The organism is Streptomyces sp. NPDC031210 (assembly GCF_055570395.1).
Genome location: NZ_JBVIHH010000034.1, coordinates 1 through 20,659, shown reverse-complemented (window position 1 = coordinate 20,659; position 20,659 = coordinate 1). Strand labels below are relative to the sequence as shown.

The window sequence follows — 20,659 nt, the reverse complement described above, 5'->3', positions numbered from 1 at the left end:
GGAAATAAGGGCGGGACCATGGGTCCGTAGCGGATCAGACGGCAAGGGGGGGGGGGAAGGGGGGAGGGGGGGGGTAGGGGGGGGGGGGTGCCCCCCCCCCCCCCCCGCGCTGTGTGCGGGAGCGGTATGCGGTGCGGGGCGGCGCGATGCCGCGTCGGCCCGGCGTCAGCCCCGTACGCCGCACAGGTGCAGCAGGGCCGCGACCGCGCGGTAGGGATCCGTCCGTCCGGCCCGCTCCTCCGCGGCCAGCAGCAGGTCGCGTTCCTCGGCGGACCCCGGCGTGTCGTCGTCGCCGGCCAGATCGGTGAACACCCGGACGCCGTACCAGGCGCGCAGCGGCGCCCCGATCCCGGCGAGCGTGGCGGTCAGCGCCTCGCGGCGGTCGGCGCGGGCCGGCAGCCCCAGGCGGTTGGTGTAGGCCGGCGAGTCGAAGGCGGCCAGCGCGGCCGTCCAGTCGCCGGACAGGCCGGGCCGCATCGCGAGCGCGTCGGCGTTGCGCACGACCAGCGACAGCAGGCCGCCGGGCGCCAGCACCCGGGCCAGGCCGGCCAGCATCGGATCGGGCTCGGGCACGTACATCAGCACGCCGTGGCACAGCACCACGTCGAAGGAGCCGGGCGGGAAGCGCACGCCGGTCTCCCGGCCGTCCCCCTCCAGCAGCTCGACGCGGTCCTGGATACCGGCCGGCTCGGCGGCGAGCGCCTCACGGGCGGCCGCCAGCATCCGCGGGTCCGACTCCAGCCCGGTGACCTTGTGGCCGGCCCGCGCCAGCCGCAGGGCCTGCGTGCCCTGCCCCGGCCCGACGTCGAGCACCCGCAGCCGCTGCCCCACGGGGAAGCGCGCGGTGATCTGCTCCTCAAGCTGCCGGGCCACCAGCTCCTGCCGGACGGTGTTGCGCACACCCCCCAGCTTGCCGAGCCACGCACCGGCTCCGCCACGGAAGCCGGACGGAGTGGGGCTCAGGGCCGCTCTCCGCGCTTGACCTGCGGCTTGGGCAGCCGCAGCCGACGCATCTGGAGGGTGCGCATGACCGCGTACGCCTTGACGCCCTTGTGGCTCTCGTTGGGGAAGCGCTCGCGTAGCTGCTTGCCCATACGGATCCAGATGGCGACCGAGTCGAGCACGATCAGCACGATGATCACGAGCCAGAGCAGCAGTGCGATGTTCTGGATGTTCTGGACGCGGACCATGGTGAGCACCAGGATCACCACGGCCATCGGCAGGAAGAACTCCGCCACGCACCAGCGCGAGTCGACGTAGTCGCGGGCGAACCGGCGCACCGGGCCCTTGTCGCGCACGGGCAGATAACGCTCATCGCCGCTGGCCATGGCTTCGCGCTGCCGGGCCAGATCGGCACGGCGGGCCTCACGCTGCGCCTTGGCCGCGTCCTTGCGGTTGCTCGGCGTGTGCGCACGCGAGCGGCGCTGCGACTGGGCGTCGCTGCGCTTGGGGGTCGGGCGGCCCTTGGGGGCCTGCGGGTCGCGGGGCTGCTGGGGCTGGTCCGCGGTCACCTTGGCGGTCGCGGCCTGCTCATCCTTCGAACGGCTTCGGAACACAAAACCCAAGGGTACGGGGTCGCCGGGTGTGGGCGTCGGTTCGAGGGGGAACGATCCGGCAACGGCAGGCCCCCAAGGGGTGCCCGTACCAGGACAGAGGGGGACGCTACGGCGCTGTCCGGCGCCCTTCCTACTCCCTGGGCGGGAGAAGCCGCGCCCCCTGATCGTCCTGGAGGAGGAGCGCATCCGGGCCCGAACAGTGCGGTAATGGAACCAGGGCCCGTACTGTGGGGTCTGTAGATGTGCTGGAGCCTAAGCCCGATGTAAAACTCGGTCAGAAGGGGGCGCGCGAGGCCCATGAGCGGTGTCATGAAGCGGATGGGGATGATCTTCCGCGCGAAGGCCAACAAGGCCCTGGACCGGGCCGAGGATCCGCGCGAGACCCTCGACTACTCCTACCAGAAGCAGTTGGAGCTGCTGCAGAAGGTGCGCCGCGGCGTCGCCGACGTTGCGACCTCCCGCAAGCGCCTGGAGCTGCAGCTCAACCAGCTCCAGGGCCAGTCCGCCAAGCTGGAGGACCAGGGCCGCAAGGCGCTGGCGCTCGGCCGGGAGGACCTCGCCCGCGAGGCGCTCTCCCGTCGCAGCGCGCTGCAGCAGCAGGTCACCGACCTCCAGGCGCAGCACCAGACGCTGCAGGGCGAGGAGGAGAAGCTCACGCTCGCCTCCCAGCGGCTGCAGGCCAAGGTCGACGCCTTCCGCACGAAGAAGGAGACGATCAAGGCGACGTACACCGCCGCCCAGGCCCAGACCCGGATCGGGGAAGCCTTCTCCGGCATCTCCGAGGAGATGGGCGACGTCGGCATGGCCATCGAGCGGGCCGAGGACAAGACCGCGCAGATGCAGGCGCGGGCCGGCGCGATCGACGAGCTGCTGGCCTCGGGCGCGCTGGACGACCCGACCGGCATGGCCAAGGACGACATCACCGCCGAGCTGGACCGGCTCTCCGGTGGCAACGACGTCGAGCTGGAACTCCAGCGGATGAAGGCCGAACTCGCGGGCGGTCCGTCCGCCGGCAAGCAGGCCATCGAGGGCGGTCAGGGCGGGCAGGCCCAGCCGTCGCAGCCGCAGGACCAGCCGCGTTTCGACAAGCAGTGACGGTCGGCGGCGGATAGCCTCGCAGAGATCGTCGGACCGGACCAAGGGAGACCGTCGTGATCGTACGGATCATGGGGGAGGGCCAGGTGAAGCTGGACGATGCCCACTTCACCGAGCTCAACAAGCTGGACGATGAGCTGCTCTCCGAAATGGAGAGCGGTGACGACGAAGGCTTCCACCGGACCCTCGTGGCCCTCCTGGACGCCGTCCGCCGCCTGGGCACGCCCCTTCCGGACGACGCCCTGGAACCGTCCGAGCTGATCCTTCCCGGGGGCGACGCGACCCTCGAAGAGGTCCGGGAGATGCTCAGCGACGACGGCCTCATCCCGGGCTGACCCGGCCGAGCGCCCCGCCGGACGTCCCGGCGGGCGCCCGCCCGCACGGGTGCGGCACCGCCCGCACCCCGCTCCACTCCAGCGCACGCACCCAGCGCCCCGGCCCCTCGAAAGGCCGGGGCGCTACCGTTTGCTCCTGTGACCTCCCTCGACCCCGCACCGGACGCGCCCCGCGCCGGCCGCTTCCACTGGCACCGGACGCATCCGCTCGCGTTCGACGCGGCCGTGGCGGTGGTCGTCTTCGCCGCGATCCTGTGCGGCGCGGTGGCCGAACCGCACGGCCCGCACGGTCCCCGCTTCGGCGCCCGCGAACTGTCCGCCACCACCGTCGTGCTCGCCGCCCTGGCCTGCGCCGCGCTGGTGCTGCGCGGCCGGCTGCCCCGCACGGTCCTGGCCGCCACCGGATCGCTGACCATCGTGGAACTGGTCGCGCAGGCCAGCGACCCCCGCGCGCCCGTCGCCGCGTCCGCCGTGATCGCGCTGTTCACCCTCGCCTCGCGCACCGACCGGCCCACGACCTGGCGGGTCGGCGCCCTGACCATCGTCGTGCTGACCGCCGCCGCGATGCTCTTCGGCGAGCAGCCCTGGTACGCCCAGGAGAACCTCGCCATCTTCGCCTGGACGGGCATGGCCGCGGCCGCCGGCGACGCCGTCCGCAGCCGCCGCGCCTACGTCGACGCCATGCGCGAACGCGCCGAACGCGCCGAACGCACCCGCGAGGAGGAGGCCGGACGCCGGGTCGCCGAGGAGCGGATGCGCATAGCCCGCGAACTGCACGACGTCGTCGCCCACCACATCGCGCTGGTCAACGTCCAGGCCGGCGTCGCCTCGCACGTCATGGACAACCGCCCCGACCAGGCCAAGCAGGCCCTCGCCCACGTCCGGGAGGCGTCCCGCTCGGCGCTGGAGGAACTCCGCGCCACCGTCGGCCTGCTGCGCCAGTCCGACGACCCGCGGGCGCCCACCGAACCCGCGCCCGGCCTCGGCGTCCTCGACCAGCTCGTGGAGGGATTCGTCCGCGCCGGGCTGCCCGTCGAGGTGGAGGCCCCGCCGACGGCCAAGGACCTGCCCGCCTCCGTCGACCTGACCGCCTACCGGATCGTCCAGGAGGCGCTGACCAACGTCCGCAAGCACGCCGGGGACGGCGCCCGCGCCACGGTGCGGATCATCCGGTCCGACACCGCGCTGACCGTCACCGTCCTGGACGACGGCGCCGGCCGGGACGGCGTGCCGCGCCCGCGCGGCGGCGAGCGGACGGCCGACGGGCCCGGCGAGCCCCACGAGAGCGGCGGCGGCCACGGCCTGATCGGGATGCGCGAGCGGGTCTTCGCGCTGCGCGGCACGGTCGTGACCGGGCCGCGCGCGGCCGGCGGGTTCCAAGTAAGGGTCACCCTTCCGCTGCACACCACCCGTACGGGGGAGACGACATGACGATCAAGGTGCTGCTCGCCGACGACCAGGCACTGCTGCGCAGCGCGTTCCGCATCCTGGTCGACTCCGAGCCCGACATGCGGGTGGTCGGGGAGGCGTCCGACGGCGCGCAGGCGTACGAGCTGACCCGCTCCACGGGCGCCGACGTGGTGCTGATGGACATCCGGATGCCCGGCGTCGACGGCCTCGCGGCGACCCGCATGATCAGCCAGGACCCGGAGCTGACCGGTGTCCGGGTGGTCATCCTGACCACCTTCGAGGTCGACGACTACGTGGTGCGGTCGCTGCGCGCCGGGGCCAGCGGCTTCCTCGGCAAGGGCGCCGAGCCCGACGAACTGCTCAGCGCGATCCGTATCGCGGCGGCCGGCGAGGCCCTGCTGTCCCCCGTGGCGACCAAGGGCCTGATCGCCAAGTTCCTGGCGCAGGCCGACACGTCGGGCGACGGCGGGCCCGGCGGCCGGGGCGCCGAGCGGCTCTCGACGCTCACCGGCCGCGAGCGGGAGGTGCTGGTCCTGGTCGCCGGCGGACTGTCCAACGACGAGATCGCCGAGAAGCTGGCCGTCAGCCCGCTGACCGTCAAGACGCACGTCAACCGCGCGATGGCCAAACTCGGCGCCCGCGACCGGGCCCAGCTCGTCGTCATCGCCTACGAGTCGGGACTCGTACGCCCACGGGTGCAGTGAGGGTGGAGGGCCCGTACTCCGAACGCTGTACGAGCCCAGGGCCCGAAACCGACCTGCGAGCGAGGAAAACCGGCCAGGGCATGGCCGAGGGTGTAAGTGGGCCTGAGAAGGCCCCTCGCCGGTCTTTCGGAACAGAAGAGAGTGACCCCACCCATGTCCTGGCTGTCCCGACTCAGCCTCGTACAACGGGGCCTGATAGCGCTGATGTCGATCGTCGCGGTCGCCTTCGGCGCCATCGCGATCCCCCAGCTCAAGCAGCAGCTCCTGCCCTCCATCGAACTGCCCATGGTGTCCGTGCTCGCGCCGTACCAGGGCGCGTCGCCCGATGTCGTCGAGAAGCAGGTGATCGAGCCGCTGGAGGACGGTGTCCAGGCCGTCGACGGCATCAAGAGCGTCACCTCGACGTCCAGCGAGGGCTCGGGCGTGATCATGGCGCAGTTCGACTACGGCAACGACTCCAAGCGCCTGGTCGCCGACGTCCAGCAGGCCGTGAACCGGGCCCGCGCCAAGCTGCCCAAGGACGTCGACCCGCAGGTGGTGGCCGGTTCGACGGACGACATACCCACCGTCGTCCTCGCCGTCTCTCCCCCAGCTAACGCTGGGGGTGCCCCCACCGCTTCGAAGGACCAGCAGACGCTCGCCGACCAGCTCGACCGCAGCGTCGTACCGGCGCTGAAGAACATCGACGGCGTCGGCCAGGTCACCGTCGACGGCGTCCGGGACCGGATCGTCGCGGTCACCCCCGACGACAGGAAGCTGGCCGCCGCCGGGCTGACCCCGGCCGCCCTCGGCCAGGCACTGGAGGCCGGCGGCACGTCCGTGCCGGCCGGCTCGTTCGCCGAGCACGGGCGCAGCAGGACCGTCCAGGTCGGCGCGCAACTCACCTCCGTGCGCCAGATCCAGGACCTGATGATCGCCCCGAGCCCGGCCGCCGGCGGCACCGGCGCGGGCGCCGGCCGGCCGGCCGAGCCGGTCCGCCTCGGAGACGTGGCCACCGTCAAGGAGGAGCCGGCGACCCCGGTCTCCCTCACCCGCACCGACGGCAAGCCCAGCCTCGCCGTCATGGTGACGATGGACCAGGACGGCAGCGCGGTCGCCATCTCCGACGCGGTCAAGGACAAGCTGACCAAGATCCGCCAGGACCTCGGCAAGGGCACCGACGTCACCGTCGTCTCCGACCAGGGCCCGGCCGTCTCCAAGTCCATCGAGTCGCTGACCACCGAGGGTCTCCTCGGCCTGATCATGGCCGTGATCGTGATCCTGCTGTTCCTGCTCAGCCTGCGCTCGACGCTGGTGACCGCGGTCTCCATACCGCTGTCCGTCGTCATCACGCTGATCGTGCTGTGGACCGGCGACCTCTCCCTGAACATGCTCACCCTCGGCGCGCTGACCATCGCCATCGGCCGCGTCGTCGACGACTCCATCGTCGTCCTGGAGAACATCAAGCGGCACCTGGGCTACGGCGAGGAGCGCAAGGACGCCATCCTCACCGCCGTCCGCGAGGTCTCCGGAGCGATCACCTCCTCCACCCTCACCACCGTCGCGGTCTTCCTGCCCATCGGCGTCGTCGGCGGCATGGTCGGCGCCCTCTTCGGCTCCTTCTCCCTGACCGTCACCGTCGCCCTGCTGTCCTCCCTGATCGTCTCCCTGACGGTCGTGCCCGTCCTGTCGTACTGGTTCCTGCGCGCCCCGGAGATCCCCGAGGGCACCACCGCGGAGGAACTGCGCCGCACGGCCGAGGAGAAGGAAGGCCGCAGCCCGCTGCAGCGCCTCTACGTCCCGGTCCTGCGCTTCGCCACCCGCCGCCGCGTCACCAGCGTGGCCCTCGCGGTCGTCATCCTCATCGGCACCTTCGGCATGGGCCCCCTGCTGAAGACCAACTTCTTCGACCAGGGCGACCAGGGCACCCTCACCGTCAAGCAGGAGCTGAAGCCGGGCACGAGCCTGGGCGCCGCCGACGCGCAGGCCAGGAAGGTCGAGAAGCTGCTGGCCGGAACCGACGCCGTCGAGGACTACCAGGTCACCGTCGGCTCCTCCGGCTTCATGGCGGCCTTCGGCGGCGGCACGGGCGCCAACCAGGCTTCGTACCAGCTCAAGCTGAAGGACTCCGCGGACTCCGGCAAGGTCACCGACGAGCTGCGGGCCGGGCTGGACGGGCTCGGCAGGTCCATCGGCGACACCACCGTCACCGCGGGCGGCGGCTTCGGCAACCAGGACCTGAGCGTGGTGGTCAAGGCCGGCGACGCGGACGTGCTCAAGGCGGCCTCGGAGAAGGTCCGCGAGACCGTGGCGGGACTCGACCACGTCACCGACGTCCAGAGCGACCTCGCGCAGAGCGTCCCGCGGATCTCGGTCAAGGCCAACGACAAGGCCGCGGCGGCCGGTTACAACCAGGCCACGCTCGGCCAGGCCGTCGCCCAGGCGGTACGCGGCACCACCAGCGGCACCGCGCTGCTGGACGACGCCGAGCGCGACATCGTCATCAAGTCCGCCCACCCGGCCACCACCGAGGCCGAGTTGAAGGCGCTGACCGTCCCCACCGCGGGCGGCCCGGTCGAGCTCGGCGACATCGCCACCGTACGGACCGTGCCCGGCCCGGTCCAGATGACCCGGATCGACGGGGCGCGCTCGGCGACGATCACCGCCAAGCCGACCGGCGACAACACCGGCGAGGTCAGCGCCGAGCTCCAGAGCGCGATCAAGGCCCTGAAGCTGCCGGACGGCGCCACGGCGGAGATCGGAGGCGTCTCCCAGGACCAGACCGACGCGTTCTCCTCCCTGGGCCTGGCCATGCTCGCCGCCATCGCCATCGTCTTCATGCTGCTGGTCGCGACCTTCCGCTCCCTGATCCAGCCGCTGATCCTGCTCGTCTCGATCCCCTTCGCGGTGACCGGCGCGATCGGCCTGCTGGTCGCCACCGGCACCCCGCTGGGCGTCCCGGCGATGATCGGCATGCTGATGCTGATCGGCATCGTGGTCACCAACGCGATCGTGCTGATCGACCTGATCAACCAGTACCGCGCGCAGGGCTACGGCGTCGTCGAGGCGGTCATCGAGGGCGGCCGCCACCGCCTCCGCCCCATCCTGATGACGGCCCTGGCCACCATCTGCGCCCTGCTGCCGATGGCCCTGTCCCTCACCGGCGACGGCGGTTTCATCTCCCAACCGCTCGCCGTGGTCGTGATCGGCGGCCTGATCACGTCCACCCTCCTCACCCTCCTCCTCGTCCCGACGCTCTACGCGATGATCGAACTCCGCAAGGAGCGCCGGACGAAGAAGAAGGCCGCCAAGCGAGCGGCCACCGGCCGGACCGAGGAAGACCACCGCACGCCGGAACCGGCGGGGGTCTGACGACAGGAGCCCTACGACGGCCCGGCGACGGCCTTACGACGGCCCGAGGGCCAGACCGTCTCCCTGTGATCGGCCCGTCCCGGCCACCTGACCGGGACGGGCCGACCTCGCCTTTCAGCCCCCGGCCTTGAGCACCGCGACGAACGCGGTCCAGGCCGCCGCCGGGATGACAAGGGCCGGTCCGTGCGGGTTCTTGCTGTCGCGTACGGGGACGATGCCGGGGAAGTCCTCGGTGATTTCGAGGCATTCGCCGCCGTTGGTGTTGCTGTAGCTGCTCTTACGCCAGCGGGCGGCGCTCAGCGCGGGGGAGTTGAGCATGACTTGTACGCCTCCATTGCTTTCCGGATCAGCTCCGCCGACTCAGCCAGTGAGAGGGCGTTGGCGCGCAGCACCTCGTACTGGCGGCGCCATTTCTTCACTGCGTCCAGATCCTCGTACAGGTGACCAGCCTGGATGCCCTCTTCATACGCCACCACGGAGCTGTCCGCGAGAGTCAGCAGAGTAAGCGCGCCGCCCATGAGCGAGTGGGGACCCGCTGCGAACGGCATGACCTGAACCTTACTGTTCGGAGTATCTGCCTGTTCGAGCACCGAAGCCAGTTGCTCAACCATGCACTCCGGACTGCCTACCCGGCACCGGAGTACGGCTTCGTCGATGATCGCCCACCGGAACGGGGGCGCTTCCGAACGCTGCCGTTCTTGGCGGGAGATCCTCGCCGTGACGCGTTCGTTCACCTGGTCCTCGGTCAGGTCCTCCTGGCACCGCAGCAACGCATAGGCGTACGCCTTCGTCTGGAGCAGGCCGGGCAGGGCCTGCGAGCCGTACTGCTCGATGCATTGGGCCCGCGCCTCGAAGTCCATGTACCGCCGGTACTGATCCGGATGAGCCTCCCGCTTGGCCAGTTCGTACAGCCCGTGGAAGTGCTTGTCCGTGCCGAAGGCCGCGTCGAGCATCGGCGGTAGTTCCGGCGGTGGCATCAACTCCGCCGTTTCCACGCGTGCCAGCGCGCTCTTGCTGGAGCAGACGATGGCCGCCAACTGCACCAGCGACAGTTGCGCGAGTTCGCGGTGGCGGCGCTGCTCGAAGCCGAAGTAATGACGGGCGGACAGATAAGGCGTCAGGTTCTGCGGCGTGAACTTCATGGGTCTCGCTTTCGGTCGTCCCGGTCTCAACGCCGGGACGTGGGAGCCCTGTTGAGGCCATATCTCCCAGGGCGACGATGGCGATACACACGGTAGTCATCAACGCCGCACGCAGACCAGACCCCCGCGACCTCGCCGGGTCCGGGGGCGTGGCCAACCTGAGGAAGCAGGTCGACGTGTTCGAACGTACAGCGCGAGCCATCGAGGTGGTGCTGCGCCGGATCGTGCCGGGGGCCGGGCGCCACCGCGTGCGTGTCGAGCCGCCCGCGCCGCGTCCGCGGTACGTACCGGCGCACCGCCCGCTCCGCCGCCGGCCCGAGGTGCCGCTGTGCGGCGAGGCGTCCGAGCTGATCCGGCCGTACTCCCTGACGCCGGAGGAGTTCCGGCAGCGGCGGCTGCGGCACGCGAAGGCGGTCGCGTGATGCCGTGTGACGGCGACGGGGCACCGCCGCGGCTGCTGCCCTGGACCACGCCGGACGGGGCGCCCTGCTTCCTCAGCACGGACGACCCGGACAGCCGGCTGTCGGTGATGGCCGACGACATGGAGGCGGAACTGCTCGACGCCGCCGAGGCCGCGCTGGCCGACACCGCGTCGCCGCCCGGCGGGCCGCGCGCGGACCCCCGGGAGCTGTGCCGCGTGATCGTCCGCCTGCGCGGCGCGCTCCGGGACGTGTTGCGGATCGCGGTCAGCCGGGGCGCCCGGCTGCCGGAGCCGTGCGGGCACGGGGAGACCGAGCGGCGGGCGGGCAAGACCTGCTGCCGCGGCTGCCACCAGCAGATCTACCTCTGAGCCGGGCGGCTGGAAGGGGCGGGCGTGGCCCGGGTACCGAAAACGGCCGGGGCCCGCACCCAGTGGTGCGGGCCCCGGCCCCGGTCCGTCGGCGCGCCTACGGCAGCGCCAGCATCCGCTCCAGCGCCAGCTTGGCGAAGCTCTCGGTCTCCTTGTCGACCTCGATGCGGTTGACGACCTTGCCGGCCGCCAGGGACTCCAGGGTCCACACCAGGTGCGGCAGGTCGATGCGGTTCATCGTCGAGCAGAAGCAGACGGTCTTGTCGAGGAAGACGATCTCCTTGTCCTGGTCGGCGAAACGGTTCGCCAGCCGGCGGACGAGGTTCAGCTCGGTGCCGATCGCCCACTTCGAGCCGGCCGGCGCCGCCTCCAGCGCCTTGATGATGTACTCCGTCGAACCGACGTAGTCGGCCGCCGCCACGACCTCGTGCTTGCACTCGGGGTGGACGAGGACGTTGACGCCGGGGATGCGGGCGCGGACGTCGTTGACCGAGTCCAGGGAGAAGCGGCCGTGCACGGAGCAGTGGCCGCGCCACAGGATCATCTTCGCGTCCCGAAGCTGCTCGGCGGTCAGGCCGCCGCCGGGCTTGTGCGGGTTGTAGACGACGCAGTCCTCCAGCGTCATCCCCATGTCGCGCACCGCGGTGTTGCGGCCCAGGTGCTGGTCGGGGAGGAACAGCACCTTCTCGCCCTGCTCGAAGGCCCAGTCCAGCGCCCGCTTGGCGTTGGAGGAGGTGCAGATCGTGCCGCCGTGCTTGCCGGTGAACGCCTTGATGTCGGCCGAGGAGTTCATGTACGAGACGGGCACGACCTGCTCGGCTATGCCGGCCTCGGTCAGCACGTCCCAGCACTCGGCGACCTGCTCGGCGCTGGCCATGTCGGCCATCGAGCAGCCGGCGGCCAGGTCGGGAAGGATCACCTGCTGGTCGTCACCGGTCAGGATGTCGGCCGACTCGGCCATGAAGTGCACACCGCAGAAGACGATGTACTCCGCGTTCGGGCGGGCCGCCGCGTCCCGCGCGAGCTTGAAGGAGTCGCCCGTCACATCGGCGAACTCGATCACCTCGTCGCGCTGGTAGTGGTGCCCGAGGACGAAGACCTTTTCCCCGAGCTTCGCCTTGGCCGCGCGGGCCCGCTCGACGAGGTCGGGGTCGGACGGAGCCGGCAGGTCGCCGGGGCACTCCACGCCGCGCTCGCTCTTGGGGTCGGCCTCGCGGCCGAGGAGGAGCAGGGCCAGCGGGCTCGGCTGGACGTCCAGGGGCTGGGCGGTGGTCACGACACGCACCCTCTCTTTTCATCGATGAACGCGGCGAAGCCGCACCAGTGGAGCCGGTGCTTGCACCGGGAGCCTTTTCGTCTATTTGACGCTATCTATCATAGCTCCTTCACGTCACGTTGACGATGGCCATATTGTCGATGTGACGCATCCCAATGCTCCGGATCACCGGGCAGCCAGGGCCCCGGCGCGCCGGTGTGCGAGCATGAAGAGAGAACAACGAGAGATGGGCTGCCGGCGGTGTCCGGACGGCCTCTCGACATGACGAGCCCAGCCGGAATTAATCCGGGACGTCCCCGGTTGCAGTCTGTGCCATCCGAGGACAAGCGGTCCGTACAACCCGGGAGAGATGTAGATGAGCGTTCAGGACGAGACCACCGTCAGCGACGGCATCATCCTGTCCGACGCGGCCGCGTCGAAGGTGAAGGGCCTGCTGGAGCAGGAGGGCCGGGACGACCTCGCGCTGCGGGTGGCCGTTCAGCCCGGTGGCTGCTCCGGACTGCGCTACCAGCTCTTCTTCGACGAGCGCTCGCTCGACGGCGATGTCGTGAAGGACTTCGACGGCGTCAAGGTCGTCACCGACCGCATGAGCGCGCCCTACCTGGGCGGCGCCTCCATCGACTTCGTCGACACCATCGAGAAGCAGGGCTTCACGATCGACAACCCCAACGCCACGGGCTCCTGCGCCTGTGGTGACTCGTTCAACTAAGAGTCGGCGGGTAGGTAAGACGGGCAACGAAAAGGCGGCGCCCCCCTGGCCGGGGGAGCGCCGCCTTTCCCTATCCGTCCGCGCTCACTGCTTCGGCACCGACTCGCCGGTCGACACATCGACCACCTTCCGGCCCTCCAGCGGCGCCTTCAGCGTCACCGTCTTGGTGAACTCCTTGGCGACCTTGACGCAGACCTGGCCCGGCTTCTTGTCCCGGCCCACGACCTTCGTCTTGACCGTCGAGTCGGACTCCTCGGCGGTGACCGTGTACGTACTGCACACGCCGCCCCAGAAGTGCAGCGTCAGTTTCCGGCCGCCGTCGGAGACGTCGTACGACTCCAGCGCCATCGCGCCGGGCTTCCCGGACGGCTTGCGCGGCGACTGCCCGGGCCCCTTCGAGGCCCCGTCGCCGTCCCGGTGCGCCAGATACCGCGGGTCCACCGCCGGGTGGGCGACCGTGGACGCCGCGTCCGGGCCGTCACCCGCGCCCGGCTGGCGGACCGTGTAGAGCCAGGACGGCACCAGCGCCTGCCGGCCGTCCACATACTGCACGGCGAGCCCGAAGACCGCGCCGGTCACCTCGGCCGGCTGCTGCGCCTTCGTCGGCGAGGGCTCGCACGGCGCGATCTCGTCGCCGCCCTTCTCGTTCGGCGGCGAGGCGCAGTCGTCCGGCTTTCCGCGGCCCTCGCGCGAATTTAGCCGCTCCAGCGTCTTGTCCGCGCTCAGCACGGGATATTCCGCACCCTTGACCGGATGCGCCAACTGGCCGCTGCCGCCGACCACTTGGCCGTCCGACCCGACCTGGAGATCGCTCTGCCAGCCGTACGTCGGCAGCCCGCCGAGCACCGGATCGGCGGTGACGATCCGCACCGCACCGGACAGCCCGCTCGCGTCGAGCTTCGCGCCCTGCTCGCCGAGCGCCTTCAGCACCGGCCGCACGGCCTTCCTGGCCTTCTCAGGGGAGACCGCGCCCTTGCCGCTGCCGTCGTCCTCCGTGGAGGCGTCGCCGCCACCGCGATACGAGGGACAGCCCGGCCGGCTCGACGCGGAGCCCGAGCCCTCCGCCGCGTCGCCGTCCCCGCCCTTCGGCGAGGCGGGCAGCGCGCAGTTCGTCCCGCCCGGGGTGCCGTACTGCGAGTACGTCCAGGAGCCCGAGCCGGTCTTGTTGACCTGGAGGACGGGGCCGCGGGCGTCCCGCGTCGGCCCGCCGACCTTCCAGGTGTTGCCCTCGGACCGGACCTTTCCGGCCACATCCAGCGCCTTCGCCAGCCGTTCCACCGCCGCCCGGCTGATCTGCCCCTTCGGGCGGTAGACCGCGGCGGACTCCGGACCGCCGGGCAGCTTCTTCACGGCCCGGTAGTCCGCGCCCTGCGGGTTGGGCTCACCGGCGGCGATCCCACCGCCGGTGTAGCCGTCGAGGGCCAGCGGCGGCGGGTCGCCCTGCGCCGCGGCACCGTGCCCGGAGTCGTCGCCACCGGAGGCCGACGAGGCCCAGTACGCCGCGCCGCCCCCGGCCAGCAGCACCGCCGCGGCCACCGAGGCGACCACCAGCGGGCGCCGCCGCATGCGCTCCATGACCTTCGGGGTGTCACGGGTGTCGGTGGGGCTCCCCCCGTCGTCGGCGGGGGGCGTGTCCTCGGTATTCACCGCATCGCTCCTTCGGCTCCGCTGGACATCTGACGTGCCATCCTCCGTGAGGTGGACGCCGATGGGACGGACCGGGGCCGCGAGCGGTTCCCTGCCGGGCCCTTTTCAGTCGCCGTACTCGGACATACCGTCCACAAGTGCGGCGGAAGCGGCCGGGACCTGGACGCCGTGCAGATCCGACGCGCGGCCGGTCGCGGGCGCGGACCGCCGGCCGGTCTTCCAGCGCGGCGCCATCCGCGCGCAGTCCCCGCGCAACTGGTCGAGCGACTCCGGGTCCGCCGCCGTACGGCGGTCGCCGGGCCCGGCCGGGGGAGCGGTCGCGGCGGAACGGGAAGTGACGGCTTTCACAGGCTTGGTCATACCGGAACCGTACGCACCCCGCCGCTCATGGAGAAAGCCCTACTATTGGGTAGTTTTGGCAGGTAGGAGGGTCCGGTCTGACCGGGTAGCGTAGCTCTCCGTCCGCGTCCCTCACGCCTTCCGCAGGAGCAGACCCGTCGTGCGTATCGCAGTCACCGGCTCCATCGCCACCGACCACCTGATGACCTTCCCCGGCCGCTTCGCCGACCAGTTGGTCGCCGACCAGCTCCACACGGTCTCCCTCTCCTTCCTCGTCGACCAGCTCGACGTCCGCCGCGGCGGCGTCGCCGCCAACATCTGCTTCGGCATGGGCCAGCTCGGCACCTCGCCGATCCTGGTGGGTGCGGCGGGCAACGACTTCGACGAGTACCGCGCCTGGCTCGACCGGCACGGCGTCGACACCCGCTCGGTGCGCATCTCCGAGGTCCTGCACACCGCCCGCTTCGTGTGCACCACCGACGCCGACCACAACCAGATCGGCTCCTTCTACACCGGCGCCATGAGCGAGGCCCGCCTGATCGAGCTGCACACCGTGGCCGAGCGGGTCGGCGGCCTGGACCTCGTCCTGATCGGCGCGGACGACCCCGAGGCGATGATCCGCCACACCGAGGAGTGCCGCACCCGCGCGATCCCCTTCGCCGCCGACTTCTCCCAGCAGATCGCCCGGATGGACGGCGAAGCCATCCGCACCCTCCTGGAGGACGCGGCCTACCTCTTCTCCAACGAGTACGAAAAGGGCCTGATCGAGTCCAAGACCGGCTGGAGTGACGAGGAGATCCTCGCCAAGGTCGGCACCCGCGTCACCACGCTGGGCTCCAACGGCGTCCGCATCGAGAGCGTCGGCGAGCCGGTCATCGAGGTCGGCGTCCCGGAGGAGCACGCCAAGGCGGACCCGACCGGCGTCGGCGACGCCTTCCGCGCCGGCTTCCTGTCCGGCCTGGCCTGGGGCGTCGGCCTGGAGCGGGCGGCGCAGGTCGGCTGCATGCTCGCGACGCTGGTCATCGAGACCGTCGGCACCCAGGAGTACGAGCTGCGCCGCAGCCACTTCATGGACCGCTTCACCAAGGCCTACGGCCACGAGGCCGCGCACGAGATCCAGGCGCACCTGGCCTGAGGGCCTCAATGCCCGGGTTCCGGGGGCCTGATCCGTAGGGCCCGGGCGCTCCGTGCGGCCCGGGCGGCACGTCAGGAGCGGCGCCGCACCACGTAAGCGGCGCCGCGCTCCGCCTCCCGGACCCCCACGAACTCCTGCTCGCGCATCGCGCACCACGCGGGGATGTCCTGCCGGGCCGCCTCGTCGTCGGACAGCACCGTCACGGTGTCGCCGACCGGCACCCGGCCGATCACCTTCGCCAGCTCGATCACCGGGATCGGGCAGCGCCTGCCCAGCGCGTCGATCACCAGCCCGGCGGCGCCACCGTCCGCCGGAGCCGCGGCGCCCTCGTCCGCCACCTCCTCCGCGCCCTCGGACGCCGCTTCGGAAGCCGCCTCGCTGCCCGCGGTCGCGCCCGGCGCCGACGTGCCCGCGGTCGACGTGCCCGACACCGGCACCCCCAGCCGCTCCCGCACCGCGCCGACCGCCCCGGGGAGCACGTCGAGGAACCGCTCGACCTCCGCCTCCGGCGTGCCGTACGGCAGCGATACGCGCACATTGCCCTCGGACAGCACCCCCATCGCCCGCAGCACATGGCTCGGCATCAGCGTGCTGGACGTGCAGGAGGAGCCGGACGACACCGAGAAGCCCGCGCGGTCCAGCTCGTGCAGCAGCGCCTCCCCGTCGGCGTACAGGCAGGAGAACGTCACCAGGTGCGGGAGCCGGCGGACGGGATCGCCGGCCACCTCCACGTCCGGGACCAGCGCCGGCACCCGCTCGCGGATCCGGTCCACCAGCCCCCGCAGCCGCGCCGCCTCGTCCTGCCCGCTGCCCGCCGCGGCCCGCAGCGCCCGCAGGGACGCCGCCGCGGCCACGATGGCGGGGATGTTCTCGAAGCCCGGCGCGCGGCCCGACTCCCGCTCGTCCAGGGGCTCCTGGGCCGAGAAGCGGGTGCCCTTGCGGACGGCGAGCAGCCCGACACCCGGCGGACCGCCCCACTTGTGGGCGCTCGCCGCCATCAGCGACCAGGCGCCGGGCACCGGCCCCCAGGGGAGGGACTGGGCCGCGTCCACCAGGAGGGGCACGCCCGCCTCCCGGCAGAGCGCGGCTACCTCCTCGACCGGCTGTTCGGTTCCCACCTCGTGGTTGGCGGACTGCAGACAGGCGAGCGCGGTGTCCGGCCGCAGCGCGGCGGCGACCTCACCGGCCGCCACCCGGCCGCCGCGGTCCACCGCCACCTCCGTCACCGTGCCGCCCGCCGCCGCGTGCACCTCGGCGGCGTGCAGTACGGAGGAGTGCTCGACGGCGGAATGCAGCAGCCGGCGGCCGACACGCCGACGGGCCGCGAGGGCGCCGAAAATTCCGGTATGCACCGCCCGGGTCCCCGAAGAGGTGAAAGCCAGCTCGTCGGGGCGGCAGCCCACAGCGTCCGCGGCGGCCTCCCGCGCGGCGTCCAGCAGCATCCGGGCCCGGCGCCCCTCCCGGTAGAGCCGGGCCGGATCGGCCCAGCCCTCGTCGAGCGCGGCGAGCAGCGCCTCCCTGGCGACGGGATGCAGCGGAGCGGAGGAAGCGGCGTCGAAGTAGGGCACGTACGAGACGTTAGATCACCGGCCGTCCCGGCGCCCCCGGCGGCCGCTCCCGGGCCGGGACGCGGCGGTGACACGTTCGGGGCAAGAGTCGGGCCGCGGCGCCGGGCACCCCGTCAGATGCCTGGTGGGAGCGGGGATTGGGGCATCCCGGAGGCGCCCCGGGGAGGCCGGGGCCATCCCTTCGGGGTGCCGCGCGGCGCGTTGGGCACCCTCCCCGCGCGACCCCAAATAGCGTCCAGTAGGGTTTGGTCCGCATAAACATCCAAACCCCTGCCCGTGCCAGGGCCGGCGACCGACCAGCGAGACGGCCGCAGCCGGTCTCGCGGGCGAGACTCTCGGGAAGGCGCTACGTGAGTCCCAACGGCTCCGACCGCTCGTCGCGGCGCCCGATGCGGCGGAAGCTGCCGCAGGTGCTTGCTGCGGGCCTGGTCCTGGCGACCGCGACTGGTTGCACATACAAGGACTTCCCCCGCCTCGGCATGCCAACGCCCGTCACCGACGAGGCGCCGCGGATCCTCTCTCTTTGGCAGGGCTCCTGGGCCGCCGCGCTCGCAACGGGCGTGCTGGTGTGGGGCCTGATCATCTGGAGTGTGATCTTCCACCGCCGTAGCAGGACCAAGGTGGAGGTCCCCGCGCAGACCCGGTACAACATGCCGATCGAGGCGTTGTACACGATCGTCCCGTTCATCATCATCGCGGTGCTTTTCTACTTCACCGCGCGCGATGAGAGCGCACTCCTCAAGACCTCCAAGAAGCCGGACCACGTCATCAACGTGGTGGGCTTCCAGTGGAGCTGGGCGTTCAACTACCTGGAGGACGTCGACGGCGACAAGTCGAAGACGGGCATCGACTCCAAGGAACTCTCCGCGCTTCCGGACAAGTGGAAGAAGGGTGCTCCCGCCGGCGCCGAAGGCGTCCACGACGAGGGCATTCCCGGTCAGCGGAACCCCCAGAACGGCAACCCGGGTCCGACCCTGTGGCTGCCCAAGGGCGAGACCGTCCAGTTCGTCCTGACGTCGCGTGACGTCATCCACTCCTTCTGGGTGGTGCCCTTCCTGATGAAGCAGGACGTCATCCCGGGCCACACCAACGTCTTCGAGGTGACTCCCAACAAGGAGGGCACCTTCATGGGCAAGTGCGCCGAGCTTTGCGGCGTCGACCACTCCCGGATGCTCTTCAACGTCAAGGTCGTCTCTCCCGCCAAGTACCGGGAGCACCTGAAGGACCTGGCGAAGCAGGGCAAGACCGGATACCTGCCGGCTGGCATCGCCCAGACGGATCACGCCAGGAATGCGGAGACCAAGAACCAGTGAGCATCCTCAACGAACCTCAGGGTGCCGCCGCCGATCAGGCTCCGGCAGCACCGCCCGTACGCCAGAAGCAGCCCGGTATCGCCGTGGTGAAGTGGCTCACGACCACCGACCACAAGACCATCGGCACGATGTATCTGGTCACGTCGTTCGCGTTCTTCTGCGTCGGCGGCCTGATGGCGCTCCTGATGCGCGCCGAACTGGCCCGCCCGGGTACGCAGCTCATGTCGAACGAGCAGTTCAACCAGGCGTTCACGATGCACGGCACGATCATGCTGCTGATGTTCGCGACGCCGCTGTTCGCCGGATTCGCGAACTGGATCATGCCGCTCCAGATCGGTGCGCCCGACGTGGCGTTCCCGCGGCTGAACATGTTCGCCTACTGGCTGTACCTCTTCGGCTCGCTCATCGCGGTGGCCGGCTTCCTCACCCCGCAGGGTGCGGCGGACTTCGGCTGGTTCGCGTACTCGCCGCTCTCGGACGCGGTGCGTTCGCCGGGTGTCGGTGCCGACATGTGGATCATGGGTCTGGCCTTCTCGGGCTTCGGCACGATCCTCGGTTCGGTCAACTTCATCACGACGATCATCTGCATGCGGGCGCCTGGCATGACGATGTTCCGGATGCCGATCTTCACGTGGAACGTGCTGCTGACCGGTGTGCTGGTCCTGCTGGCCTTCCCGGTGCTGGCGGCGGCGCTGTTCGCGCTGGAGGCGGACCGTAAATTCGGTGCGCATGTCTTCGACGCGGCCAATGGCGGCGCGTTGCTGTGGCAGCACCTGTTCTGGTTCTTCGGGCATCCCGAGGTGTACATCATCGCGCTGCCGTTCTTCGGCATCGTCTCGGAAGTCATTCCGGTGTTCTCGCGGAAGCCGATGTTCGGTTACATCGGTCTGATCGCGGCGACGATCTCGATCGCCGGTCTTTCGGTCACGGTCTGGGCGCACCACATGTACGTGACGGGCGGCGTGCTGTTGCCGTTCTTCTCGTTCATGACGTTCCTGATCGCGGTGCCGACGGGTGTGAAGTTCTTCAACTGGATCGGCACGATGTGGAAGGGCTCGCTGTCCTTCGAAACGCCGATGCTGTGGGTCATCGGCTTCCTGGTCACCTTCACCTTCGGTGGTCTGACCGGTGTCATCCTCGCCTCGCCGCCGATGGACTTCCACGTCTCGGACTCCTACTTCGTGGTGGCGCACTTCCACTACGTCGTCTTCGGCACGGTCGTCTTCGCGATGTTCGCCGGCTTCCACTTCTGGTGGCCGAAGTTCACCGGCAAGATGCTGGACGAGCGTCTCGGCAAGATCACCTTCTGGACGCTGTTCCTCGGCTTCCACGGCACCTTCCTCGTCCAGCACTGGCTGGGCGCCGAGGGCATGCCGCGGCGCTACGCGGACTACCTCGCCGCGGACGGCTTCACGGCGCTGAACACCATCTCGACGATCAGCTCGTTCGTGCTGGGCCTGTCGATGCTGCCGTTCATGTACAACGTCTGGAAGACGGCGAAGTACGGCGAGAAGATCGAGGTCGACGACCCGTGGGGTTACGGCCGTTCGCTGGAGTGGGCGACGTCCTGCCCGCCGCCGCGGCACAACTTCCTCACGCTGCCGCGTATCCGGTCCGAATCCCCGGCATTCGACCTGCACCACCCGGAGATCGCGGCACTCGACGCGCTCCAGAACCACGGCGCCTCGGATGAGAAGGCTCTCGCCGGCGGCAAGGAGGCGGGCAAGTGAAGATCCAGGGGAAGATGTTCATCTGGCTCTCCGTCTTCGTCCTCGCCATGGCGGTCGTCTACGGCGTCTGGTCGAAGGAGCCCGCGGGTACCACCGCGCTGTTCCTCGCCTTCGGGCTCTGCATCATGATCGGCTACTACCTGGCCTTCACGGCCCGGCGGGTCGACGCGGGTGCCCAGGACAACGAGAACGCCGAGGTCTCGGACGACGCGGGCGAGCTGGGCTTCTTCAGCCCGCACAGTTGGCAGCCGCTGTCCCTGGCCGTCGGTGGCGCGCTCGCCTTCATGGGCGTCGTCTTCGGCTGGTGGCTGCTGTACTTCTCGCTCCCGGTGATTTTCGTCGGCCTCTTCGGCTGGGTTTTCGAGTACTACCGCGGCGAGAACCGCACGCAGTAAGCGCGGATCGCACACCGTACGGGGCGGGGGGGGGGGGGGGGGGGGGAGGGGGGGGGGAGGAGGGGGGGGGGGGGGGGGGGGGGGGGGGGGTAGTGGGGGGGGGGGGGGGGGAGGGGGGGGAAGGGGGGGGGGGGGGGGGGGGGGGAGGTGGGGACGGGGGAGAC

Annotated in this window: 20 protein-coding genes; 12 read left to right on the top strand and 8 right to left on the bottom strand. The window is 71.0% G+C overall.

Annotated features, from left to right (window positions below; translation table 11 throughout):
- Positions 1 to 165 precede the first annotated feature (165 nt).
- The gene (locus ACZ45Z_RS33180; protein WP_468370601.1) at positions 166 to 909 is read right to left on the bottom strand and encodes a class I SAM-dependent methyltransferase; all 744 of its coding nucleotides are present in this window, start codon (positions 907 to 909) and stop codon (positions 166 to 168) included.
- A gap of 50 nt (positions 910 to 959) precedes the next feature.
- Positions 960 to 1,556 carry a DUF3043 domain-containing protein gene (locus tag ACZ45Z_RS33175; protein ID WP_468370596.1) on the bottom strand — a complete coding sequence of 199 codons (597 nt, stop codon included), beginning with the start codon at positions 1,554 to 1,556 and terminating at the stop codon, positions 960 to 962.
- A gap of 297 nt (positions 1,557 to 1,853) precedes the next feature.
- Between ACZ45Z_RS33175 and ACZ45Z_RS33170 the strand changes: the two genes are divergently transcribed.
- The 5 genes from ACZ45Z_RS33170 (at position 1,854) to ACZ45Z_RS33150 (ending at position 8,451) form a co-directional block, all read left to right on the top strand.
- Positions 1,854 to 2,651 carry a PspA/IM30 family protein gene (locus ACZ45Z_RS33170; protein ID WP_468370594.1) on the top strand — a complete coding sequence of 266 codons (798 nt, stop codon included), beginning with the start codon at positions 1,854 to 1,856 and terminating at the stop codon, positions 2,649 to 2,651.
- Positions 2,652 to 2,707: 56 nt separating this feature from the next.
- Positions 2,708 to 2,986, top strand: coding sequence for a PspA-associated protein PspAA (gene pspAA, locus ACZ45Z_RS33165; protein WP_468370591.1), 279 nt, complete (start codon positions 2,708 to 2,710; stop codon positions 2,984 to 2,986).
- A gap of 138 nt (positions 2,987 to 3,124) precedes the next feature.
- Positions 3,125 to 4,417 carry a sensor histidine kinase gene (locus ACZ45Z_RS33160; protein WP_468370588.1) on the top strand — a complete coding sequence of 431 codons (1,293 nt, stop codon included), beginning with the start codon at positions 3,125 to 3,127 and terminating at the stop codon, positions 4,415 to 4,417.
- Positions 4,414 to 5,100 (top strand): response regulator, encoded by a 687-nt coding sequence (locus tag ACZ45Z_RS33155; RefSeq protein WP_468370586.1) that lies wholly within the window; start codon positions 4,414 to 4,416, stop codon positions 5,098 to 5,100. The genes ACZ45Z_RS33160 and ACZ45Z_RS33155 overlap by 4 nt, the downstream gene beginning before the upstream one ends.
- A 153-nt stretch (positions 5,101 to 5,253) precedes the next feature.
- Complete coding sequence (locus ACZ45Z_RS33150; RefSeq protein ID WP_468370584.1) at positions 5,254 to 8,451, top strand: efflux RND transporter permease subunit; 3,198 nt, start codon at positions 5,254 to 5,256, stop codon at positions 8,449 to 8,451.
- Between the two features lie 114 nt (positions 8,452 to 8,565).
- Here the strand turns inward: ACZ45Z_RS33150 and ACZ45Z_RS33145 are convergent, their stop codons facing one another.
- Both ACZ45Z_RS33145 and ACZ45Z_RS33140 read right to left on the bottom strand, forming a co-directional pair.
- Entirely contained in the window at positions 8,566 to 8,769 is a 204-nt protein-coding gene (locus ACZ45Z_RS33145) for a DUF397 domain-containing protein (protein WP_468370582.1), read from the bottom strand.
- Positions 8,748 to 9,593 (bottom strand): DUF5753 domain-containing protein, encoded by an 846-nt coding sequence (locus ACZ45Z_RS33140; protein WP_468370580.1) that lies wholly within the window; start codon positions 9,591 to 9,593, stop codon positions 8,748 to 8,750. Before ACZ45Z_RS33140 ends, ACZ45Z_RS33145 begins: the two co-directional genes overlap by 22 nt.
- 176 nt (positions 9,594 to 9,769) lie before the next feature.
- Between ACZ45Z_RS33140 and ACZ45Z_RS33135 the strand changes: the two genes are divergently transcribed.
- Positions 9,770 to 10,015 carry a hypothetical protein gene (locus tag ACZ45Z_RS33135; RefSeq protein WP_468370577.1) on the top strand — a complete coding sequence of 82 codons (246 nt, stop codon included), beginning with the start codon at positions 9,770 to 9,772 and terminating at the stop codon, positions 10,013 to 10,015.
- Complete coding sequence (locus ACZ45Z_RS33130; RefSeq protein ID WP_468370599.1) at positions 10,015 to 10,383, top strand: hypothetical protein; 369 nt, start codon at positions 10,015 to 10,017, stop codon at positions 10,381 to 10,383. The genes ACZ45Z_RS33135 and ACZ45Z_RS33130 overlap by 1 nt, the downstream gene beginning before the upstream one ends.
- A 97-nt stretch (positions 10,384 to 10,480) precedes the next feature.
- On the opposite strand, the gene nadA is transcribed toward ACZ45Z_RS33130, so the two are convergent.
- Positions 10,481 to 11,668, bottom strand: a complete 1,188-nt coding sequence (gene nadA / locus ACZ45Z_RS33125) for a quinolinate synthase NadA (protein WP_468370574.1) — start codon at positions 11,666 to 11,668, stop codon at positions 10,481 to 10,483.
- Between the two features lie 346 nt (positions 11,669 to 12,014).
- Here nadA and ACZ45Z_RS33120 point away from each other — a divergent pair, with 346 nt between their 5' ends.
- Positions 12,015 to 12,368 carry a HesB/IscA family protein gene (locus ACZ45Z_RS33120; protein WP_452772906.1) on the top strand — a complete coding sequence of 118 codons (354 nt, stop codon included), beginning with the start codon at positions 12,015 to 12,017 and terminating at the stop codon, positions 12,366 to 12,368.
- Between the two features lie 84 nt (positions 12,369 to 12,452).
- Here the strand turns inward: ACZ45Z_RS33120 and ACZ45Z_RS33115 are convergent, their stop codons facing one another.
- Both ACZ45Z_RS33115 and ACZ45Z_RS33110 read right to left on the bottom strand, forming a co-directional pair.
- Positions 12,453 to 14,015, bottom strand: a complete 1,563-nt coding sequence (locus ACZ45Z_RS33115) for a hypothetical protein (protein ID WP_468370571.1) — start codon at positions 14,013 to 14,015, stop codon at positions 12,453 to 12,455.
- A gap of 105 nt (positions 14,016 to 14,120) precedes the next feature.
- On the bottom strand, positions 14,121 to 14,375 hold the full coding sequence (locus ACZ45Z_RS33110; protein WP_468370604.1) for a hypothetical protein: 255 nt from the start codon (positions 14,373 to 14,375) through the stop codon (positions 14,121 to 14,123).
- Between the two features lie 139 nt (positions 14,376 to 14,514).
- On the opposite strand from ACZ45Z_RS33110, the gene ACZ45Z_RS33105 reads away from it, so the two are divergent.
- Complete coding sequence (locus tag ACZ45Z_RS33105) at positions 14,515 to 15,489, top strand: carbohydrate kinase family protein (protein WP_468370568.1); 975 nt, start codon at positions 14,515 to 14,517, stop codon at positions 15,487 to 15,489.
- A 71-nt stretch (positions 15,490 to 15,560) separates the two neighbouring features.
- On the opposite strand, the gene ACZ45Z_RS33100 is transcribed toward ACZ45Z_RS33105, so the two are convergent.
- Positions 15,561 to 17,057, bottom strand: coding sequence for an aminotransferase class V-fold PLP-dependent enzyme (locus tag ACZ45Z_RS33100; RefSeq protein ID WP_468370566.1), 1,497 nt, complete (start codon positions 17,055 to 17,057; stop codon positions 15,561 to 15,563).
- Between the two features lie 350 nt (positions 17,058 to 17,407).
- On the opposite strand from ACZ45Z_RS33100, the gene ctaC reads away from it, so the two are divergent.
- Genes ctaC through ACZ45Z_RS33085 form a run of 3 tightly spaced genes read left to right on the top strand, consistent with a single transcriptional unit; the run spans position 17,408 to position 20,495 of the window.
- The gene (gene ctaC, locus ACZ45Z_RS33095) at positions 17,408 to 18,370 is read left to right on the top strand and encodes an aa3-type cytochrome oxidase subunit II (RefSeq protein WP_468370563.1); all 963 of its coding nucleotides are present in this window, start codon (positions 17,408 to 17,410) and stop codon (positions 18,368 to 18,370) included.
- Positions 18,367 to 20,100, top strand: coding sequence for an aa3-type cytochrome oxidase subunit I (gene ctaD, locus ACZ45Z_RS33090; RefSeq protein ID WP_468370561.1), 1,734 nt, complete (start codon positions 18,367 to 18,369; stop codon positions 20,098 to 20,100). Before ctaC ends, ctaD begins: the two co-directional genes overlap by 4 nt.
- Positions 20,097 to 20,495: a cytochrome c oxidase subunit 4 gene (locus ACZ45Z_RS33085; protein WP_468370558.1), complete on the top strand. Its 399-nt coding sequence runs from the start codon at positions 20,097 to 20,099 to the stop codon at positions 20,493 to 20,495. The genes ctaD and ACZ45Z_RS33085 overlap by 4 nt, the downstream gene beginning before the upstream one ends.
- Positions 20,496 to 20,659: the final 164 nt, after the last annotated feature.